We start from the raw sequence: 19,373 nt of genomic DNA on the forward strand, positions 1-19,373 counted from the left end.
AACACTAAGCTGGTACGATAAATAGACCATACTGAATGACCACAAAGCTTTGTGTCCCTCCGCCGAAGGCGGTTCTCATTGTGCACTTAGTGAATACCTTGTGCCTCTTGTGGTAAAATATTAAAACTAAAATCCAGCTAAAAAAGATTCTTAGAAGATTTTACCACGGAGTCTACTAAGATTTTCACGAAGAACACTAAGCTGGCACGATAAATAGAACATACTGAATGACCACAAAGCTTTGTGTCCCTCCACGAAGGTGGTTCACATTGTGCACTTAGTGAAAACCTTTGTGTCCCTTGTGGTAAAAATATTAAAACTAAAATCCAGTTAAAAAAGATTCTTAGAAGATTTTACCACGGAGTCCACTAAGATTTTCACTAAGAACACTAAGCTGGTACGATAAATAGACCATACTGAATGACCACAAAGCTTTGTGTACTTCCGCCGAAGGTGGTTTTCTTTGTGCACCTTGTGAAAACCTTGTGCCCCTTGTGGTAAAAATATTAAAACAACAAAATAAGCCATACACTCATGGAACCAAAAATCGGAATTAAAGAAGAGCACCTCGCTGCTGTAGCGCACTCCCTAAGCCAGATCCTGGCAGATGAATTTGTACTATACACAAAAACAAAAAAAGCCCACTGGAATGTTGAAGGCGCAGACTTTTACAACAAGCACCTGTTCTTTGAGCAGCAATATACCCAACTGGATGATATTGTAGATACTGTGGCTGAACGCATCAGGATACTGGGTCATTATGCTCCTGGGTCGCTTAAGGAATATCTGGAGCTTACTCACCTTTCTGAATCTGCATCAGATAAAAACGACAGTCTTAGCTATATAAAAGAACTGCTGGCAGATCACGAAAGCATAATGATACACCTGCGTGAAAACATTAACCGCTATGCATTAGCGTTGAAGGACCTGGGTACCAGCGATTATATAACAGGCCTTATGGAAACCCACGAAAAAATGGCGTGGATGCTAAGGGCACACCTTAAATAATTATTATGGAAAAACAATCTAATATCTGGTATGTTACACTGTTGCTTACCATTATAGCGGGCTACTGCGATACCGTTACATTTGTCGCAGCAGACTCCTTATTTTCGGCACACGTTACGGGCAACTTTATTGTATTTGCCTATCAAATAGTAAAAGGGTCTGAACTGCACGCCTGGATCAAACTGCTAACCTTTCCGGTGTTTATCATATCGGTAATTATTGGAGGCAGATTGGGCGCAAAGGCCGTAGACCGCTACAATCTTTTACTATGGGAAGGGCTTTTGCTTATCCTTGCCGGTGCAGCTTCTTATGTTTTTGGCTATCTGGGCATATTTACAGAATGGCCCATGTATACCGTTGCGCTTGTAGTGGTTTGCGCTATGGGACTGCAAAATGCGTTTGGTAAGCTTTACGCTAAAGAAACCCACGGCCCTACCACCATGATGACGGGTAATGTTACCCAGGCTTCCCTCGATCTTGGCAGCCTGCTTAAAGATGGCCTTAGCAATGCTGATACGGTATTGAGTTTTAAAAAGCAGCTGGTTACAATATCAGGCTTTTTGGTGGGCTGTTTCCTTGGGGCTATAGCCGGGAAATTTTGGGGACTGGGTACCGTGTTGGTACCGGGAATGGCGCTTATATTTTGCTACATTAAAACAAAAAGGGCAGCTACTTTATAACCATGATAGTACCAACCATAACCAATTACATTAAGTAATGAAGCCCAAACTATCACTAAGTGCTAACGATAAGGCACACTTTACCTACGCCTTGTTGCTGTTATCTCCTTTTTTATATGGTGCAAAGGCAGATTTACAGGAATTAAAATTGCACTTTGAAGTCAGTGAACAGGAAGATACCTCTGTAGTAGCAAAAGAAAACCGGCCGCACCACGATCTCATAGCCAGATATGTAGCCATAGGAAGCCTTATTATCTTGTTTATCCTTATCGGGTTGCTTTATAAAAGCAGTCATAAAAACAGGAAAATAGCCCTTGCCCTGATTGATAAACAGGATGAAATATCATGCCGGCAGGAACTCTTAGAAAAGCTTACGGCAGAAAAAGAATGGCTGCTTAATGAGGTACACCATAAGGTAAAAAACAACCTTCAGCTGGTCGTTAGCCTGCTGAATACGCAAAGCGCTTACCTTGAAAATGAAGAAACAGTAAAGGCACTGCAAAGCAGCAAACACCGTATGTATGCTATGTCGCTGGTGCATAATAAGCTCTACAATGCCAAAAATTTAAACTGTATTGATATGGCAGGATACATTGCTGAATTAGTGCATCAGCTTAAAGAGAGCTTTGATCCTCACGGAAATATTACTTTCAAGCAGGATGTAAGCAATATTATACTGGATGCAGAACAGGCCATTCCTATAGGGCTTATAATTAACGAAGCTGTTACCAATGCGTTTCAGCATGCTTTTACAAGTACTAAAGGGAAGTTAGCGGTAGCGTTAACAGAAAACAGCAACAGCTGTACCCTTAGCATTAGCGATAATGGCCCCGGACTTGTAACCGATTTTGATGCTGACCAAAATGGGGCAGTGGGCATGAATCTTATGAGGGGACTGGCAGATCAGCTGGATGGTACTTTTAGCCTTAAAAATTGTGATGGGCTTACTGTAGCGATTATCTTTACAAAGAAATACCATAAAACCGGCAACGCATACAACAATATATAAACATGATGAAAGAGAAAATCTTAATTGTTGAAGATGAATTTATTGTAGCTAACGACCTTAAGATAATGCTTATAAAAGCAGGATACCAGGTAACCGGCATAGCATCATCTGTAGTGCAGGCGCGCAAGCTCATCCAAGATAAAAGGCCAGACTGGGTATTGCTGGATATTATGCTTAAAGGCGACCTTACAGGCATAGACCTGGCGTGGGAACTTATGGAGCAAAACCTGCCGTTCCTGTATATTTCTGCCAATACAAACCATACCACGCTGGAAGCTGTTAAAGCCACACAGCCCTATGGTTTTATGGTAAAACCCTTCAGGGAGCGCGACCTGCTGGTAATGTTAGATATTGCCCGTTACCGTTACGGCATCGAAAAAGGTATTTCAGAATCGGGCAGTAATACAACATCTTCATCTAAGAGCATTGAAGGCATCATTGGCCAAAGCCAAAACCTGATAAACGTTTTAGATAAAATTAAAGTTGTTGCCCCTACCGATACATCGGTGCTTGTGCTGGGCGAAAGCGGTACGGGTAAAGAACGTATAGCCCACTCCATACACGAACTGTCAGGCTTAGGCAGTAATCCGTTTGTTATTGTAAACTGTGCCGCACTGCCGGAATCGCTTATTGAATCAGAACTCTTTGGGCATGAAAAGGGGGCTTTTACAGGAGCAAACACCATGCGCCCCGGTAAATTTGAGCAGGCACACAACGGTACCATTTTTTTGGATGAGATAGGCGAATTGCCTTTAGACTCACAGGTTAAACTGCTTAGGGTATTGCAGGAAAAAGAAATAGAACGCCTTGGTGGCAGCAGTACTATTAAAGTAAACGTACGCATTATTGCCGCAACCAACCGCTGCCTCGAAAAAGAAGTTGCCGAAGGACGCTTCAGGCTCGACCTCTATTACAGGCTTAACGTTTTCCCTATCGAATTGCCGCCACTGCGCGATCGAAAAGACGATATTGAGAGCCTTGCGCAGCATTTCCTGAATAAATATGCTGCCAAAGCCCGAAAGGCCGTAACCGGAATTTCCGCGGAGGCACTAAGCCAACTGCAAAACTATAACTGGCCGGGAAACATACGCGAACTTGAACATCTTATAGAGCGTAATGTACTGCTGGCAAGAGGCGAAATAATAACGCACTTTGATATGCCGGTAACAATAAATGCTACACCTGTTACAGAAAAATCAGGAGCGATGCTTTCTATGGAAGACATGGAGCGCGAACATATTATGGCTGCACTAAAAATGTGTAGCGGCAAAGTTTTTGGATCTGGTGGCGCCGCCGAAATCCTTAAAATACCTGCCACCACGCTATATTCTAAAATGAAGAAGCTGGGCATAAGGCAGGAATATTATTAACCATTTACGCTTACAACAATGAAACACAAAATATCAGGGCTGCACCACATTACAGCCATAGCGGGCAATGCCCAAAAGAATTTCGATTTTTATACTAAAGTACTTGGCCTGCGCCTGGTTAAAAAGACGGTGAACTTTGATGATCCCGGTACTTACCACTTTTACTATGGTAATGAAGAAGGTGCCGCGGGAACCATACTTACCTTTTTCCCGTGGGAAAATATCGGGCAGGGACAGGCAGGCAACGGGCAGGCTACCGAAATTGGCTATGCCGTACCGGAGGGTAGCCTGGAGTTTTGGACAGAGCGTTTTAAACAGCATAATGTAAACTTTGGCGAAGCAGCAGAACGTTTTGGAGAGCACTACCTTCCGTTTACAGATCCTGACGGGCTAAATATCAGCCTGATCGTACCAAAAGTTGCAGACATTCGTAAGCCGTGGGAAACTGCCGAGGTTAAGCAGGATGCCGCTACTAAAGGTTTCCACAGCGTTACCCTGAGCCTTGACAAGATAGACGATACCGCAAGGATACTTACTGATATCTTTGGCTACAGCCTACAATCGCAGGAGGGCAACCGTTATCGCTTTGCTGTTGATACTGTAGATAATGCCAATATTGTAGACCTGCTGGAACAACCCGGGACATCAAGGGGGCGCAATGCTGCAGGCACTAACCACCACGTAGCCTTTAGGGTACCTAATGAGGAAGTGCAAATGGCTTTCCGCGAAGAGATACAAAGCAAGAACCTGAACATTACGCCAAAAATAGACCGCGATTACTTTTACTCGTTGTACTTTAGAGAACCGGGCGGTGTACTGTTTGAAATTGCTACAGACAATCCCGGATTTACCGTAGATGAGCCACTTAACGAACTGGGCACTCACCTTAAGCTGCCGAAACAACACGAGCAGCTACGTAACCAACTGGAAGAATTTTTACCTAAAATAAAATAATATGGCTGAGATAAAATTAGAGCTGGACGAAAAACAGCACGGGGCTTTTAACCTGTATGATGCAGAGACTAAGATTGGCGAAATGGCAGTAGCTATAAGGAAAGATGCTATTACAGTATATCATACCGAGGTGAACGAAAACCAGGCGGGCAAAGGCTATGCAAAGCAACTGCTTGATGCCCTTGTTGCCCATGCCAGAGATAATAACCTTAAAGTTATAGCGCTTTGCCCTTATGTGCATGCACAGTTTACTAAGCATCCTGAAGAGTATAATGATATCTGGTTAAGGCAGGAGTAATTTATCTCTATGTGAATCTCTCTTGGGGAAATTAGTCTATGAGATACACTCTGTAACACAGAGATACGCAGAGGGGCACAGAGATACACAGAGTTTTAAAATTGAGATTGCGCTTACAGCGCGCGAGTACTGAGTTTAATGGAAACAGAGTACGTAATGCTCTGTGTTCTTTTACCGTAGATGTTCAGCCCTTTTTCTCTGTGTATCTCTATGCCCCTCTGCGCATCTCTGTGATATAACTAATACTTGAAATTAAAAACTACAAAATGGAAAACGTAATTACAGCGGGCACTCCTTTAGCAGAAGCTAAAAAAGCCCTTATAATGATACACGGCCGTGGTGCGGCAGCCCAGGATATATTATCACTATCCCGACATTTAAATGTTGACGGATTTGCCCTTACCGCGCCACAGGCACAGGGTAACAGCTGGTATCCGTTATCTTTTTTGGCAAAGCCTCAAGATAATGAGCCGCACCTTACCCGAGCGCTGGATACCCTTACTGCACTTGTTGCAGAAATAGAAGCACAGGGTATCGAAAAAAATAATATTTACTTTTTAGGATTCTCGCAGGGGGCCTGCCTTGTGTCTGAGTTTACGGCTCGCAATGCTGCACAATATGGCGGTATTGTAATTTTTACCGGCGGGCTTATTGGCGACCAGATCTACGCTGAAAACTATGGTGGCAACTTTAATGGGACACCGGTTTTTATGGGTACCAGCAATCCCGATTTTCATGTGCCTGTAGATCGTGTAAACGATACTGCTGCACTGTTTAAAAGCATAGGTGCTAACGTAACCGTTAAGGTTTATGACAATATGCCCCACACTATAGTACAAGATGAAATAGACATGGCTAACCAACTGATATTTAAAAATTAAAGATGTTTACTATAACGCGTATTTATAGCGATGCTAATGGCGAAAGCCATTTTGAAGACAGGACTGTTCCTTTGCATGATAAGGGTGATATAGGTTTCCTGTCGGATGCAGAAAATGTAAAGGAAATTATCTTTCGTGAGGTTAGTCCATCGTATGATTATGACTTTCATAATGCACCGCAAAAACAGTATATCATCCTGCTGGACGGTGGTGTGGAGATTGAAACGTCTTTAGGCGAAAAAAGGGAATTTGCCACAGGCGAAATACTGCTCGTAGAAGACACTACTGGTAAAGGCCATAAGACCAGAAACCTCGAAAAAAAGCTAAGGAAATCAATATTCATAACGCTTTAGAACACTACTATGGAAAAGGAAACAGTACGAATGGAAGGCTTTAGCGATGCCATATTTGCCATAGCAATTACGCTATTAGTGCTTGACCTGCACATGCCCGAAAAAAATGCACTGACAAGCAGCACTACCCTGATAAACTATCTAACCGCGCAATGGCCGTCTTACCTTGCCTTTTGTATTTCTTTTTTTAGCATTTTTATCATGTGGGTCAATCACCACAAGCTCTTTAAACAAATTTATAGCCGTAATACGGCAATTACGTTTGCAAACGGACTCATACTATTTTTTGCATCGGTAGTGTCTTATCCCACAGGGTTGCTGGCACAGTATTTTAATACGCCGTCGGTTAATGTGGTAGTTGCTATTTATACAGGCCTGTTTATCCTTATCAACCTGTCTTATTTATTGTTGTGGCATATCGCCAGTAAGAATAAAACCCTGCTGCGCCCTGATATAAATGAAGCTGCCATAAAAAAGATAACGCTTAACTATGTATACAGCCTTCCCGTTTATATTGTTGCTTTCGGGCTGTCATTTACCTATCCTGTAGTGGCACTTATACTATGTATCTGCCTTTGGATCTACTGGGCATTATCCTCAGGGAAACTGGAGAAAGAAGCAGCATAATAAATTTTACCACAAGGTTTTCACTAAGACCACTAAGCGAACTCTATAATCAAATACACTTTAAGGACACAAAGCTATACGTAAAACTTTGTGTCCTTTACTATTTTCACGTTTACTGATAATTTTACTGATACAGCTTTGTGTACCTCGTGAAAACCTTGTGTCCTCTGTGGTAAAATTTGAAATCAATGTTATAATTAGAGGCAAATTCCCGAAATTGCGTCTTCATTAAATACTCTTTCATGCAGCAAAAAAATCCGCAGGCTGATGCCATTTTAAAAGCCATCCAGGAACGGGAACAAAACCATTTGCTGCAACTGCAACTTTGTACCGCACTGGCACAGGTAACCGACAGAAATGGACTATCTGCGGTAGTGCATCAGCTTAAAGGTATCATCAATTTCAATGCGTTTGTAATTGCGGTTACAGACCGGTACGAAAAAGAATACAACATATTTTTTCACGACAGCGATAAATCTCAGGCAGAACTATTGGGCGCTGTGCACCAGGTTGAAGATGGTTATTTTGATGTGGCGCAACAATCGGCTGAACCGGTTAGCTTTAATCTGCTCAATGTAAACCCTAATAAAGCCGGCCTGCCCATTTTTATACAACGGGAACGACAGGTAGCCATGCGCGAAGCTATCGCTTTCCCCCTGCACTATCATAAGAATAACCCTTCGGTAGTATTTTTATTTTTCAAAAATGCCAGGGGCTTTACACCACAGGTACACCGTTTATTAAAAAGCATTTCGATGCAGGTAGCGTTAACGGTATCTAACTGCCTCATCACACAAAAAATTGCATTGAATGGGAATATCCCAAATACTGTTTCTGTAAAAGAAGAAACAGAAGCGACCCTTACCGAAGCCGAAGTCATCGATCATTTTTCGGGCATTATAGGACAGAGCGCTGCCATGCAAAAGGTTATTACGCTCATACAGCAGGTAGCCCCGTCAGATTCTGGTGTGTTGCTGCTTGGCGAAAGCGGTGTGGGTAAAGAGGTTGTTGCATCGGCTGTACATAAAAATTCTGAAAGGAAAAACAATAAAATGGTGCGCATAAACTGTGCTGCCATTCCTGCAAACCTTATAGAGAGTGAATTGTTTGGGCATGAAAAAGGCAGCTTTACAGGTGCTACAGAGCGCAGGATAGGCAAGTTTGAACAGGCTGACAAGGGCACACTTTTTCTGGATGAAATAGGTGAATTACCCCTCGCCCTGCAAACAAAACTACTACGCGTTTTGCAGGAGCGCGAATTTGAGCGTATAGGCAGTGCCAAAACCATTACCGTAAATGTGCGTGTTATTGCAGCGACCAACCGCAACCTTGTACAGGAAGTTGCTGCCGGGCGCTTCAGGGCCGATTTGTTTTACAGGCTTAATGTGTTCCCTATTATTATACCGCCGCTACGGGAACGGAAAGAAGACATTGCGCAGCTTAGCACCCATTTTATAGCTGAATTTTGCAGGAAAAACAGAAAGAAAACAAAAACACTTGCAGCGAAGGTTTTAGAAGCCCTTACCATTTACACATGGCCGGGTAATGTGCGCGAACTGCGCCATATACTGGAACGTAATGTGCTACTTACCCCTGGTACTACAATAACAGAAATACAACTTCCTGAAATTATTACTCATGGTGTAAACGACGACCACAATTTAAAAACACTGGGAGAGGTAGAAAAAGAGCACATTCTTAAAGCAATAAAACTTTGTAGCGGGCGCATTTCAGGGGCTAATGGGGCTGCTAAAAAACTAGGGATACCCCACACAACCCTGCTTTCAAAAATGCAAAAACTGGGCATTAAGAAAAACCATACCATTGACGAAAGCAAATAGGCAATCTGCTGTGTGCTATACCTAATACAAACTCCTAATCAATTATAAAACAATATTTTATCCTGCAATGATTTTGTAACATCAATATAAATTTACGATATATCGTAAAAAATGTTTTGGCATAAAATTACAAATCACTCATAAACAATATTTTAAATTAAAGGGCATGTAAATTGGTTATTACATAACAAATCAATTTTAATTCAATTTAATTTAAAAGTTATGAGCACATCACAAATTACAAATGCCATCCCTAACGTTGCAAACGATCCTGCAATTTCAACAGAAACAAAAAAATTCCTTGCAGCCTTAAACTCGGGTGGCGTACCACTAGAATCGTTATCACCTTTAGACGCACGCCAGGTATTGGTAGGTGCACAAAAATCGGTAGAAGTAGATTATTCAGGTATTGAAGAATCAGAAAAAACCATTACCCAGGACGGCTATACACTAACACTAAACATTGTAAAACCTGAAGGTACTACAGGTACCCTGCCTGCATTTATATTTATCCACGGTGGTGGCTGGGTGCTGGGCGATTACCCTACCCACAAGCGCATGGTGCGTGATCTTGCAGTACTATCTGGCGCGGCAGGTGTATTTGTAAACTATACCCCAACTCCCGATGCGCAATTTCCGCAGGCAACAAACGAAATCTACGCGACCACTAAGTGGGTAGCCGAAAACGGCAGCGAAATAGGTATTGACGGTTCTAAACTGGCTGTTGTGGGTAACAGTGTTGGCGGAAACATGACAGCAGTAACGGCTATTAAAGCAATAGAAAACAACGGGCCAAAAATTACCAACCTTATTATGCTATGGCCTATAGTTGATAACAATTTTGAGACAGAAACATACAAACGTTTTGGTACAGACCGTTTTCTTACCACATCGTTAATGAAATGGATGTACGACCTGTACACTACAGACCAGACCGAGAGAGACAGCATGTATGCTTCGCCAATAAATGCTCCGGTAGAGATACTTAAAAACTTCCCTCCTACGCTTATACAAGTTGCCGAAGCCGATGTACTTCTTGAAGAAGGCGAAGCCTTTGGCCGTAAACTAGATGACGCCGGTGTTACTGTAACCACAGTGCGCTACAATGGCATGATTCACGATTTTGGTTTGCTGAACCCTCTTGCACATCTTCCGCAAACAAAATCTTTATTTGTACACGCTGCTGCAGAACTTAAAAAATATCTTTTCTCATAATCATAAGCCATGAAGGATACTACTATAAAAAACATTGTAATTGTGCATGGCGCTTTTGCCGATGCATCGGGTTGGGAACCTGCTTATAAAATATTAAAAAGCAAAGGTTATAAAGTAACCCTTGTGCAAAACCCAACTACCACACTGGAAGATGATGTAACCGCCACTAAGGCAGCGCTGGACCGACAAGATGGCCCCGCTTTACTGGTTGGGCATTCCTGGGGCGGTACGGTTATAACCGAAGCCGGCATTCACGACCTGGTAGCGGCACTGGTATATGTAGCAGCTTTTGTACCCGATGTAAACGAGTCTACCCTGCAACTGGTACAGTCTGAAAAGATACTTGAGGTAAATGGTATTTTGCCTCCGGATGATAAAGGGTTGGTATATCTGGATGAGGCGCTTTTTAATCAAACCTTTGCCACAGGGCAAAGCGCTGAGAAGTCTGCTTTTATGTATGACTCACAAATTCCACTTACGGTAAAATCATTTATTACACCCGTTACAAATGCAGCCTGGAGGAGCAAACCATCATATGCTATTTTACCAACAGATGACGCTACAGTAAATCCTAAACTACAGTACACCATGTACAACCGCGCGGGCAGTACCATTACAGAGATGACCGGTGGACATACTTTGTTTATGACACACGCCGAGGAAGTAGCAAACGTAATTATAAAGGCTGCACAAAATACTAACCTTTTATAACCTGTAAGTTAAGATATGGAACATCAAAACACACAACCCTATTTTGATACTGTTACAGAGGCGTTGCAATGGTTAGGCACAGAAGGATATACGCATGACTTTAATCTTGATAATGACTGCATCAGGTTTAATAATGGTGCGCAGGCCATGTCGCCGCAGGATTTTAATATAGAATACGTTTTTCGCTTTGAGGGTGAAACAGACCCGGGAGATGAGAATATTGTTTATGGCATAAACTCTGACACTTTTAAGGTTAAAGGAGTAATGATTAGTGCCTTTGGTGTGTATGCCGATGAAATTTCAGACGAAATGCTAAAAAAACTCTCGGTACATTGATCGAAAGTAATGGTATGACTAAAATAGCAATGTAAGCTATAAGTTTAATCTGGCATAGAAACAAAGAAGGCCGCCTGATTATATATCGGCGGCCTTCTTCTCATTTATAGATAAGCTTAGTTTAGTTCGTTTTTGGAACAATATCCCTGGTTAGCCAGCCCCGCTTACTAGCTGTTGCTATAGCATAAGGTGCAATCCAGAACAGGCCAAAGGTGTATAACAGGCTGTATGAATAGGCATAGAACGATTCTGAAATGCCGTAACGTTTAGCATAAAAGAATACCGGAAAACTTGACATTACCAATATACCCAACAGTGTAGAACTTAAAAACAGTAACGGATAACTGATTATAAAAAACACCATAAGCAGCAGGAACGGGTATGTAAGCGCTATAGAAAAGAACTGGTTAAGGAACAATAACCTTGTACCCAGTTTTGACTGGTCCCTGAATTTTTTGAAAACAAATTTAGCCATCATCAGGTTTTCGCGTACGTTGCTCCTACCCCACCTAATAAACATTTTATAAAGGCCCTTATATTTTTCCGGCACATTTGTAAGCACATAAGAATTACGCTGGAAAAGAATATGGTATCCTTGTTTCATGATCATATTAGTCATGGCACGGTCTTCGCCAATATCAGACGGCTGTCCCATAAACGTTTGATTTATCCATTCATCAAGACAACCAAAAACAGCTGTTCTGCGGTAGGCTGCCAGTGCACCCGGCGTACATAATACAGACCCAACACTACTCTCTGCTGAACGTATAAATTCGAAACTTAATACAAAACTTACATTAAGCATCTTTGCTATAATACTGTTATCGTTATTAAGCACACGAACGTTACCACCTACAGCACCACAGTTTTCATTTGTAACTATAGGGCTTACAAGATTTCTTAATGTATCAGGTTTAACAACTGAGTCGCTGTCTACCGTTATAAAAACATCTCCTTTACCTATGTTAAAACCACGGTATAGTGCATGACGTTTGCCTTTGTTTTCCGGCTGCTGATAGATTGATACCCTGTCTCCAAGCTCGGCTTTAGCCTTTTGCATCCAGTTCCAGGTATCATCTTTACTACCATCATCAATAGCCATGATCTCTAATTTAGCAGCAGGATATTTACTGGCTACAAGGCTCATAAGAGTATCGTATACCAGTTTACCTTCATTATATGCCGGCACAATTACAGTACACGTTGGCAGCATTTCATCTGAAACCGATTTTACCGGCTTGTACTTAAAATATAAAAACAAGTTATATAAAAAGTATGCCCCTTTTATAGCCAATAGTGCTGTAGTAACAGCAATAAGTATAAAACCCCAGGTACTGCTCATACGCTCCTGATGAAGACGGTCAAACTCAGGCTGTAATTGATATACCCATAGTGCACCGCACAATAATAGTGCAATTGTACCTATAATAACAGCACGGCCGGACAGTTTTGAGCGCAATGTTGTAGCCTCAGATTTTGCTGTATTAGCAACAATATTTTTATCCGGAATACTTGCAGAAGTGGTTAGTGGTTTTGCAGTTTTGATATTTATATCTTCCCGAAGGACAAAACGGTTAGTTGTGATGGTATCTGTTTCCATAGTAAGTGCATGTATTATTTTTATTAGGCAGAGTCATTCTTACACAAACAGTAATACCAACCATTGTACCACAACAAAAAACAACTATAAATCAGCACAATACAAATAATAAACTATTGTAGATTGTAGTGCGATTCTACACTTTTCTACACTTTTCCCCATTTATAATATGTCTTATAGAAATCGGGGGCATCAAAAAAATCAATACTTTTACATAGCAAATAATCTTTAACAACATTAAAAATGAGTTCTAAAAGGGCATTATCAGAGTTAGATAAAGAGGAATTTATAACGTTGCTAAAAATACGTTTTGAAAAAAATATGACCCGGCATAACGATATTGCCTGGCAGGATGTAGCATCAAAACTTGAAACCCAACCACACAAGATAATCTCATTACATGAAATGGAAGAGACAGGAGGCGAACCGGATGTTACAGGATACGACAGCACTACAGGCGAGTACATTTTTATAGACTGCTCTCCGGAGAGCCCAAAAGGGCGCAGGAGTATTTGCTTTGATCGCGTAGCGCTGGATAAGCGAAAAGAAAATAAGCCCCATAATACAGCCAAAGATATGGCTGAGGTCATAGGGATAGAAATATTGACGGAAGAACAATACCGAAAACTGCAAACGTTGGGGAATTTCGACCTTAAAACATCAAGCTGGATACAAACACCCGAAAAAATAAGGAAACTGGGAGGTGCTTTATTTGCTGACAGGCGCTATGATACCGTTTTTGTATACCATAATGGTGCAGACTCTTACTATGCAGCCAGGGCATTTAGGGGGATGCTTAAAGTATAAAAATCTATCTGATGGAGATATTCTTATATACAAAATCGGCTGTCCTTATATAAGACAGCCGATTTTGTATGGTGTAAAGTACTATTACTTTATAAATTCTATTTTCTGCGCTTCTTCTATGTTAACGCTGTCAAAAAAGCCCTGCTCATTCATCCACTCATCGCTAAATACTTTACTCATATAACGCGATCCGTGATCAGGGAATATAAGTACAACGTTGCTGTTTTCGTCAAACTCACCTGCTTCGTCATACTGTCTTGCAGCCTGTAGAGTTGCACCGCTGGTATAGCCTACAAAAAGGCCTTCAGTCTTAGCAATATAACGGGCGGCATGTGCGCTGTCTTCGTCAGATACTTTTATAAACTTATCTATAACGTCAAAGTCTGTAGCCGTAGGGATAAGGTTTTTACCAAGCCCCTCTATACGGTAAGGATAAATTTCATCGCTATCAAACTCTTTAGTTTCATGATATTTTTTAAGCACAGATCCAAAAGCATCTACACCTAATATTTTAATATCCGGGTTTTGCTCTTTAAGAAAACGTGCTGTGCCGCTTATAGTACCACCGGTACCGCTGCAGGCTATAAGGTGCGTAATTTTACCGTTAGTCTGTTCCCATATTTCAGGGCCGGTAGTTTTATAGTGCGCATCTACATTAAGGTCATTAAAATACTGGTTAATGTAAACAGAGCCTTTCATTTCTTCATGAAGCCTTTTTGCAACACTATAGTAAGAACGCGGATCATCTGCAGAAACATTTGCAGGGCATACATATACCTTTGCACCCATGGCACGCAGCATATCTATTTTATCCCTGGATGACTTAGAACTTACAGCAAGTACGCAATCATATCCTTTAATAATGCTTACCATAGCAACACTAAACCCCGTATTACCCGAAGTAGTTTCTATAATGGTATCGCCTGGTTTAAGGATACCTTTTCGTTCAGCTTCTTCGATAATATAAAGAGCAATCCTGTCTTTAGTGGAATGGCCCGGATTAAAAGCTTCTACCTTTGCGTAAAAATTTCCTTTTAATCCTTCAGTAATTTTATTGATCTTAACAAGCGGTGTATTGCCTATTAGTTCCAATACATTATTATAGGCTTTTATTTCTTCTTTCATAAAAAAAATAAGTTAGCAAGGTAAACTGTGTGTAAAATATTAGTAACCTTAAAACGTTGCAAATCTAACAAAAAAAAATTAATTACTTTTCTATTCCTTCCAAATCTAATAAAAAACTGTATTCTTTGGCAACTTCCTTAATTGCCTCAAAACGTCCGGAAGCCCCTCCATGCCCGGCTTCCATATTGGTATCCAGGAATAAAAGGTTGTTATCAGTTTTCAGGGTACGTAATTTTGCAACCCATTTGGCAGGCTCCCAGTACTGCACCTGGCTATCGTGAAGCCCGGTTGTAACCAGCATATTTGGATAATCCTGTGCTGTAACATTATCATAAGGAGAGTATTCTTTCATATAATCATAATACTCTTTCTCGTTCGGGTTGCCCCATTCGTCATATTCTCCGGTAGTAAGTGGTATGGTATCATCAAGCATAGTAGTTACCACATCTACAAACGGTACCTGTGCAATAACGCCATTATACAGCTGCGGAGCCATGTTTATTATAGCACCCATTAGTAGCCCACCGGCAGATCCTCCTTCAGCATATAAATGCTGTGGCGATGTATAGCCCTGTGCAATTACATATTCTGAACAGTCTACAAAATCGGTAAATGTATTTTTTTTAACCAGCAGCTTTCCGTTATCATACCACTCACGCCCCAGATCTTCACCTCCGCGAATATGAGCAATGGCATAAATAAAACCCCTGTCTAAAAGACTTAGCCTTATAGATGAGAAATAAGGATCCATAGAGGCTCCATACGACCCGTAAGCGTACAGTAGGAACGGATTACTGCCATCTTTAACTATACCGTTGCGGTACACAACAGACATGGGTACTTTAGTACCGTCTTTGGCTGTAGCCCAAATACGTTCTTCTGTATAGTTATCTTTATCAAAAGTACCGCCAAGAACCTCCTGCTCTTTAAGCACTACCTTCTCTTTGGTCTTCATATTAAAATCAATGACCGATGAAGGCGTTGCCATAGACTGGTAGCTATAACGTAATACATCAGTATCAAAATCTGGATTGGTAGCTGTAGCTGCCATATAGGTTTCTATATCAAAAGGCAGGTAGTACTCCTCCCCTTCCCACGGGCGAATGCGAATGGTATTAAGGCCATTACTGCGCTCGCTTATAACAAGGTAGTCTTTAAAAATATCAATATCTTCAAGAAGCACGTCGCTGCGGTGTGGTATCAGGTCTACCCAGTTGGCTTTTTCAGTCTCACCCTCCGGTGTGGTCATCAGTTTAAAGTTGATGGCCTTATCTTTATTGGTAACAATATACCATTTATCTCCATAGTGGCTAATGCCATATTCCATACCGCGTGTACGTTTCTGGAAAAGGCTGAACTCGCCATCCGGATTTTTAGCATCCAGTATGCGGTACTCTGACGTAAGTGTACTCGACGAACCTATTACAAGATATTTTTTAGACTTTTCTTTATAAATAAAGGTATTATAAGTATCGTCTTTTTCGTAGTATATTACTGTATCATCAGCAGGGTCTGTACCCAGTTTGTGCTTATAAATTTTGTCAGACCGTAATGTTACTTCATCCTTACGGGTGTAGAACATGGTTTGGTTATCGCCGGCCCAGGTAGTGCCACCGGTAGTATTCTCTATTTTTAACGGCAGTATTTCGTTTGTTTCAAGGTTTTTAACCTGAATGGTATATTGCCTGCGCGATACGGTATCAATACCAAAGGCGATCCACTTATTATCTTCGCTTATGCTAAGCCCGGAAAGGTGAAAATAATTATGCCCTTCTGCCATCTGGTTGCAGTCAAACAAAATTTCTTCGGGTGCCTCTAAAGTTTCTTTTTTGCGGGAATATATTGGGTAATCTTTACCTTTTTCATATCGGGTAATGTACCAGTAACCATTATATTTATAAGGTACAGAAGAATCATCTTCTTTAATCCTGCCCTTCATTTCAAGAAAAAGGTCTTCCTGAAACTTTTTAGTGTGGGCAGTTTGCTCTTTGTAGTATTCGTTTTCTTTATTAAGATATTCTATAACTTCGGGGTTTTCCCTTTCGTTTAGCCAGTAATAGTTATCAATACGCACATCGCCGTGCATTTCAAGCGTTTTAGGCTTAATAGCGGCAACCGGCGGAATTATCGTTTCGGTCATTTTTATATTGCTGATTTAGGCATTTCCTGCAAAAGTAAAACAAACCTATTGTTTAAGGGGCTGTTTTTTCATTCTTTTATAAACAGGATAATTTTATGGCAATTTAATACATTTGCATCTACAAATAACATATAAAAACTGCAAAAATGTTTGGAGATATCATGGGAATGATGGGTAAAATTAAAGAAACCCAGCAAAAGATAGAAGAAACTAAAAAAAGGCTTGATACCGTACTGGTAGATGAGCAAAGTAATGACGGCCTGCTTAAGGTAACACTTACTGCTAACCGTACCATTAAAAGTATAACAGTAGACGATAGCCTGCTGGAAGACAAGGAGCAACTGGAAGATTATCTTGTACTGGTATTAAACAAAGCCATAGAAAAGGCAACATCTGTTAACGATGCAGAACTGGGCGCAGTAGCACAGGACGGAATGCCAAACATACCGGGCATGGATATGTTTAAATAGATAAGGTATAAAACCGCTAGGGCAAATGCATTATTTCATTTGGTTAATTTTTTTGCCACGAATTCCCCCGAATTCTCACAAATTTTCATTCTGTTTTAAATCAGTTTGAGTATAACGAATTTAATGATTCCTAAGATTTGTGAGAATTCGGGGAATTCGTGGCTTATTTTTATGGCGCGTTGGCACAGATAAAACTGCGAAGAGGCAGTTTGCTTAAAAATGCATTGTTTACATTTGCTCGTTGCAGGTTGTATTTAATAATAGTAACTTGCCCTCGATCAACAACTAAACAACATGACTTTTAAAAAACTGGTTCTTTGCGGGCTTAGCCTTGCTTATTTTTCTGGTGCCGTGGCACAAGAAATTAACGAAGAAACTGCCTATCGCCCTAACTTTCACTTTACACCAAAGAAAAACTGGATGAACGACCCTAACGGCCTTTTTTATGCCGATGGAGTGTATCATTTATTTTTTCAGCACTGGCCTTATGGCAATGTTTGGGGTCCTATGCACTGGGGCCACGCTACCAGTAAAGACCTTGTAAAATGGGAGGAACAGCCCATAGCCCTCTACCCTGACCGTTTTGGTTACATATTTTCGGGCAGTGCCGTGTATGATACTAAAAATACCAGTGGTTTTGGTAAAGATGGTAAAATACCTGCCATAGCGCTTTTTACCTATCACGACTCCGCAAAAGAAAAAACCGGCGCTACAGATGTAGAATCTCAGGGACTGGCTTATTCTCTTGACAATGGACAAACCTGGACAAAGTATGATGAGGGCAACCCGGTTATAAAGAATAATGGTATTCGCGATTTCAGGGATCCTAAAGTTACATGGGACTGGGTTAACAATAAATGGATAATGGTGCTGGCCGCTAAAGACAGGGCACAGTTTTATACATCAGATAACCTTAAAGACTGGAAATACCTGTCTGACTTTGAAGACAAAGTAAGCAAGCACGGTACGTGGGAGTGCCCCGATTTTTTTCCTATAAAAGTAAAAGGTACTAACGAAGTAAAGTGGGTGCTAATCCAGAGTTTTTATCCCGGTGGTGCTAATGGCGGCAGCGGAACACAATATTATGTAGGAGACTTTGACGGTAAAAATTTTACCCTTGATAAATCTTTTGCGCAAAAACTTGAGAAAGAAAAAGGCATTTGGCTCGATTATGGCCGCGATAACTATGCAAGCGTTACCTGGGGCGGATCGCCAGACGAGCAATATAAAAAATATATCATCGGCTGGATGATTAACCTTGATTATGCCTTTGAACCGCCCACAAACATTTGGCGTGGTACAAATACAGTAGCGCGGGAACTTGAACTTATAAAAGACAAAAACAGCTACAGGTTTAGCATTGCCCCTGTTGCCGCACTTAAAAAATATGTTGCTGCAACCGAAACCCAAAAAAAAATTACCGTAAATCAAACAGCTGAGCTTATTAAAGAAGGTAAAACTAACCTGACTCAGGCAGAGATTAACCTTGACCTTAAAGGATTAAAGAAGGAAAAATATAGTTTGGTGCTTTCTAACAAGACAGGCGATACCCTTAAATTTGGTATAGACAATACTGCAAAAAACTTGTTTATAGACAGGACTGCATCCAGCAACAGTACCACATTTAAAAACCGTACAGCTAAGGTTTCAAAGGCATCTTTAACCGAAGATCAAAAAGAAGTTAGCTTTAAAATACTGCTTGATAAAACATCTATAGAGTTATTTTATAATGATGGCGATAAAGTATTAACCGAAATATTTTTCCTGAAAAGCCCTTTTACAACATTAACCATTGAAGGCAAAAGTAAATTTGTAGTAGAGAATCTGGTTATCAACCAGTTTAATTTTAAATAAAAGATATTTAATAATCAGCCGCTGGTTAAAGCATTTCAAAAAGAAAAGAACACCCGGCGGCGTACCACATTATTTGCTACTTTTGCGTTGATAT

General features: G+C 40.9%; 19 protein-coding genes. 16 read left to right on the top strand and 3 right to left on the bottom strand.

All coding sequences use genetic code 11. The features are described 5' to 3' along the window. Positions 1-534 precede the first annotated feature (534 nt). The 13 genes from DYH63_RS07665 to DYH63_RS07725 all read left to right on the top strand — a co-directional run bounded on the left by DYH63_RS07665 (position 535) and on the right by DYH63_RS07725 (position 11,283). Positions 535-1,008: a Dps family protein gene (locus DYH63_RS07665; RefSeq protein WP_116788248.1), complete on the top strand. Its 474-nt coding sequence runs from the start codon at positions 535-537 to the stop codon at positions 1,006-1,008. Positions 1,009-1,013: 5 nt separating this feature from the next. Further along, on the top strand, positions 1,014-1,688 hold the full coding sequence (locus DYH63_RS07670) for a YoaK family protein (protein ID WP_116788249.1): 675 nt from the start codon (positions 1,014-1,016) through the stop codon (positions 1,686-1,688). A 37-nt stretch (positions 1,689-1,725) separates the two neighbouring features. Next, positions 1,726-2,697: a sensor histidine kinase gene (locus DYH63_RS07675; protein ID WP_116788250.1), complete on the top strand. Its 972-nt coding sequence runs from the start codon at positions 1,726-1,728 to the stop codon at positions 2,695-2,697. Positions 2,698-2,699: 2 nt separating this feature from the next. Continuing rightward, positions 2,700-4,067 (top strand): sigma-54-dependent transcriptional regulator, encoded by a 1,368-nt coding sequence (locus tag DYH63_RS07680; protein ID WP_240409077.1) that lies wholly within the window; start codon positions 2,700-2,702, stop codon positions 4,065-4,067. Between the two features lie 18 nt (positions 4,068-4,085). Further along, positions 4,086-5,021 (top strand): ring-cleaving dioxygenase, encoded by a 936-nt coding sequence (locus DYH63_RS07685; RefSeq protein ID WP_116788251.1) that lies wholly within the window; start codon positions 4,086-4,088, stop codon positions 5,019-5,021. A 1-nt stretch (position 5,022) separates the two neighbouring features. Continuing rightward, complete coding sequence (locus tag DYH63_RS07690) at positions 5,023-5,319, top strand: GNAT family N-acetyltransferase (RefSeq protein WP_116788252.1); 297 nt, start codon at positions 5,023-5,025, stop codon at positions 5,317-5,319. Positions 5,320-5,585: 266 nt separating this feature from the next. After that, positions 5,586-6,200 carry an alpha/beta hydrolase gene (locus DYH63_RS07695; RefSeq protein WP_116788253.1) on the top strand — a complete coding sequence of 205 codons (615 nt, stop codon included), beginning with the start codon at positions 5,586-5,588 and terminating at the stop codon, positions 6,198-6,200. 2 nt (positions 6,201-6,202) lie between these two features. After that, complete coding sequence (locus DYH63_RS07700; RefSeq protein ID WP_116788254.1) at positions 6,203-6,553, top strand: cupin domain-containing protein; 351 nt, start codon at positions 6,203-6,205, stop codon at positions 6,551-6,553. Positions 6,554-6,562: 9 nt separating this feature from the next. After that, the gene (locus DYH63_RS07705; RefSeq protein WP_116788255.1) at positions 6,563-7,180 is read left to right on the top strand and encodes a TMEM175 family protein; all 618 of its coding nucleotides are present in this window, start codon (positions 6,563-6,565) and stop codon (positions 7,178-7,180) included. A 242-nt stretch (positions 7,181-7,422) separates the two neighbouring features. After that, positions 7,423-9,021 (top strand): sigma-54 interaction domain-containing protein, encoded by a 1,599-nt coding sequence (locus DYH63_RS07710; protein ID WP_116788256.1) that lies wholly within the window; start codon positions 7,423-7,425, stop codon positions 9,019-9,021. 222 nt (positions 9,022-9,243) lie between these two features. Continuing rightward, positions 9,244-10,236 carry an alpha/beta hydrolase gene (locus tag DYH63_RS07715; RefSeq protein ID WP_116788257.1) on the top strand — a complete coding sequence of 331 codons (993 nt, stop codon included), beginning with the start codon at positions 9,244-9,246 and terminating at the stop codon, positions 10,234-10,236. Between the two features lie 9 nt (positions 10,237-10,245). Then, positions 10,246-10,947, top strand: a complete 702-nt coding sequence (locus DYH63_RS07720) for an alpha/beta hydrolase (protein ID WP_116788258.1) — start codon at positions 10,246-10,248, stop codon at positions 10,945-10,947. A gap of 15 nt (positions 10,948-10,962) precedes the next feature. Next, the gene (locus DYH63_RS07725) at positions 10,963-11,283 is read left to right on the top strand and encodes a phosphoribosylpyrophosphate synthetase (protein WP_116788259.1); all 321 of its coding nucleotides are present in this window, start codon (positions 10,963-10,965) and stop codon (positions 11,281-11,283) included. A 121-nt stretch (positions 11,284-11,404) separates the two neighbouring features. On the opposite strand, the gene DYH63_RS07730 is transcribed toward DYH63_RS07725, so the two are convergent. After that, positions 11,405-12,883, bottom strand: coding sequence for a glycosyltransferase family 2 protein (locus DYH63_RS07730; protein WP_205528288.1), 1,479 nt, complete (start codon positions 12,881-12,883; stop codon positions 11,405-11,407). A gap of 243 nt (positions 12,884-13,126) precedes the next feature. On the opposite strand from DYH63_RS07730, the gene DYH63_RS07735 reads away from it, so the two are divergent. Beyond that, the gene (locus DYH63_RS07735) at positions 13,127-13,690 is read left to right on the top strand and encodes a DUF4256 domain-containing protein (protein WP_116788260.1); all 564 of its coding nucleotides are present in this window, start codon (positions 13,127-13,129) and stop codon (positions 13,688-13,690) included. Positions 13,691-13,774: 84 nt separating this feature from the next. Here DYH63_RS07735 and capA read toward each other — a convergent pair whose 3' ends face one another. Both capA and DYH63_RS07745 read right to left on the bottom strand, forming a co-directional pair. Next, complete coding sequence (capA, locus tag DYH63_RS07740) at positions 13,775-14,815, bottom strand: cysteate synthase (RefSeq protein ID WP_116788261.1); 1,041 nt, start codon at positions 14,813-14,815, stop codon at positions 13,775-13,777. Between the two features lie 82 nt (positions 14,816-14,897). Continuing rightward, complete coding sequence (locus DYH63_RS07745) at positions 14,898-16,901, bottom strand: S9 family peptidase (RefSeq protein ID WP_439952041.1); 2,004 nt, start codon at positions 16,899-16,901, stop codon at positions 14,898-14,900. 200 nt (positions 16,902-17,101) lie between these two features. On the opposite strand from DYH63_RS07745, the gene DYH63_RS07750 reads away from it, so the two are divergent. Continuing rightward, the gene (locus DYH63_RS07750) at positions 17,102-17,425 is read left to right on the top strand and encodes a YbaB/EbfC family nucleoid-associated protein (RefSeq protein ID WP_116788263.1); all 324 of its coding nucleotides are present in this window, start codon (positions 17,102-17,104) and stop codon (positions 17,423-17,425) included. 294 nt (positions 17,426-17,719) lie between these two features. Next, positions 17,720-19,279 carry a glycoside hydrolase family 32 protein gene (locus DYH63_RS07755; RefSeq protein ID WP_116788264.1) on the top strand — a complete coding sequence of 520 codons (1,560 nt, stop codon included), beginning with the start codon at positions 17,720-17,722 and terminating at the stop codon, positions 19,277-19,279. Positions 19,280-19,373 lie beyond the last annotated feature (94 nt).

The organism is Flavobacterium psychrotrophum, from assembly GCF_003403075.1.
In the GTDB taxonomy this organism is placed as follows: domain Bacteria; phylum Bacteroidota; class Bacteroidia; order Flavobacteriales; family Flavobacteriaceae; genus Flavobacterium; species Flavobacterium psychrotrophum.

Coding starts and splice junctions, on each gene's coding strand:
- DYH63_RS07665 (WP_116788248.1), top strand. CDS start 535: ATGGAACCAAAAATCGGAATTAAAGAAGAGCACCTCGCTGCTGTAGCG.
- DYH63_RS07750 (WP_116788263.1), top strand. CDS start 17,102: ATGTTTGGAGATATCATGGGAATGATGGGTAAAATTAAAGAAACCCAG.
- DYH63_RS07705 (WP_116788255.1), top strand. CDS start 6,563: ATGGAAAAGGAAACAGTACGAATGGAAGGCTTTAGCGATGCCATATTT.
- DYH63_RS07670 (WP_116788249.1), top strand. CDS start 1,014: ATGGAAAAACAATCTAATATCTGGTATGTTACACTGTTGCTTACCATT.
- DYH63_RS07755 (WP_116788264.1), top strand. CDS start 17,720: ATGACTTTTAAAAAACTGGTTCTTTGCGGGCTTAGCCTTGCTTATTTT.
- DYH63_RS07710 (WP_116788256.1), top strand. CDS start 7,423: ATGCAGCAAAAAAATCCGCAGGCTGATGCCATTTTAAAAGCCATCCAG.
- DYH63_RS07675 (WP_116788250.1), top strand. CDS start 1,726: ATGAAGCCCAAACTATCACTAAGTGCTAACGATAAGGCACACTTTACC.
- DYH63_RS07720 (WP_116788258.1), top strand. CDS start 10,246: ATGAAGGATACTACTATAAAAAACATTGTAATTGTGCATGGCGCTTTT.
- DYH63_RS07680 (WP_240409077.1), top strand. CDS start 2,700: ATGATGAAAGAGAAAATCTTAATTGTTGAAGATGAATTTATTGTAGCT.
- DYH63_RS07700 (WP_116788254.1), top strand. CDS start 6,203: ATGTTTACTATAACGCGTATTTATAGCGATGCTAATGGCGAAAGCCAT.
- DYH63_RS07690 (WP_116788252.1), top strand. CDS start 5,023: ATGGCTGAGATAAAATTAGAGCTGGACGAAAAACAGCACGGGGCTTTT.
- DYH63_RS07715 (WP_116788257.1), top strand. CDS start 9,244: ATGAGCACATCACAAATTACAAATGCCATCCCTAACGTTGCAAACGAT.
- DYH63_RS07730 (WP_205528288.1), bottom strand. CDS start 12,883: ATGGAAACAGATACCATCACAACTAACCGTTTTGTCCTTCGGGAAGAT.
- DYH63_RS07685 (WP_116788251.1), top strand. CDS start 4,086: ATGAAACACAAAATATCAGGGCTGCACCACATTACAGCCATAGCGGGC.
- DYH63_RS07695 (WP_116788253.1), top strand. CDS start 5,586: ATGGAAAACGTAATTACAGCGGGCACTCCTTTAGCAGAAGCTAAAAAA.
- DYH63_RS07735 (WP_116788260.1), top strand. CDS start 13,127: ATGAGTTCTAAAAGGGCATTATCAGAGTTAGATAAAGAGGAATTTATA.
- capA (WP_116788261.1), bottom strand. CDS start 14,815: ATGAAAGAAGAAATAAAAGCCTATAATAATGTATTGGAACTAATAGGC.
- DYH63_RS07725 (WP_116788259.1), top strand. CDS start 10,963: ATGGAACATCAAAACACACAACCCTATTTTGATACTGTTACAGAGGCG.
- DYH63_RS07745 (WP_439952041.1), bottom strand. CDS start 16,901: ATGCACGGCGATGTGCGTATTGATAACTATTACTGGCTAAACGAAAGG.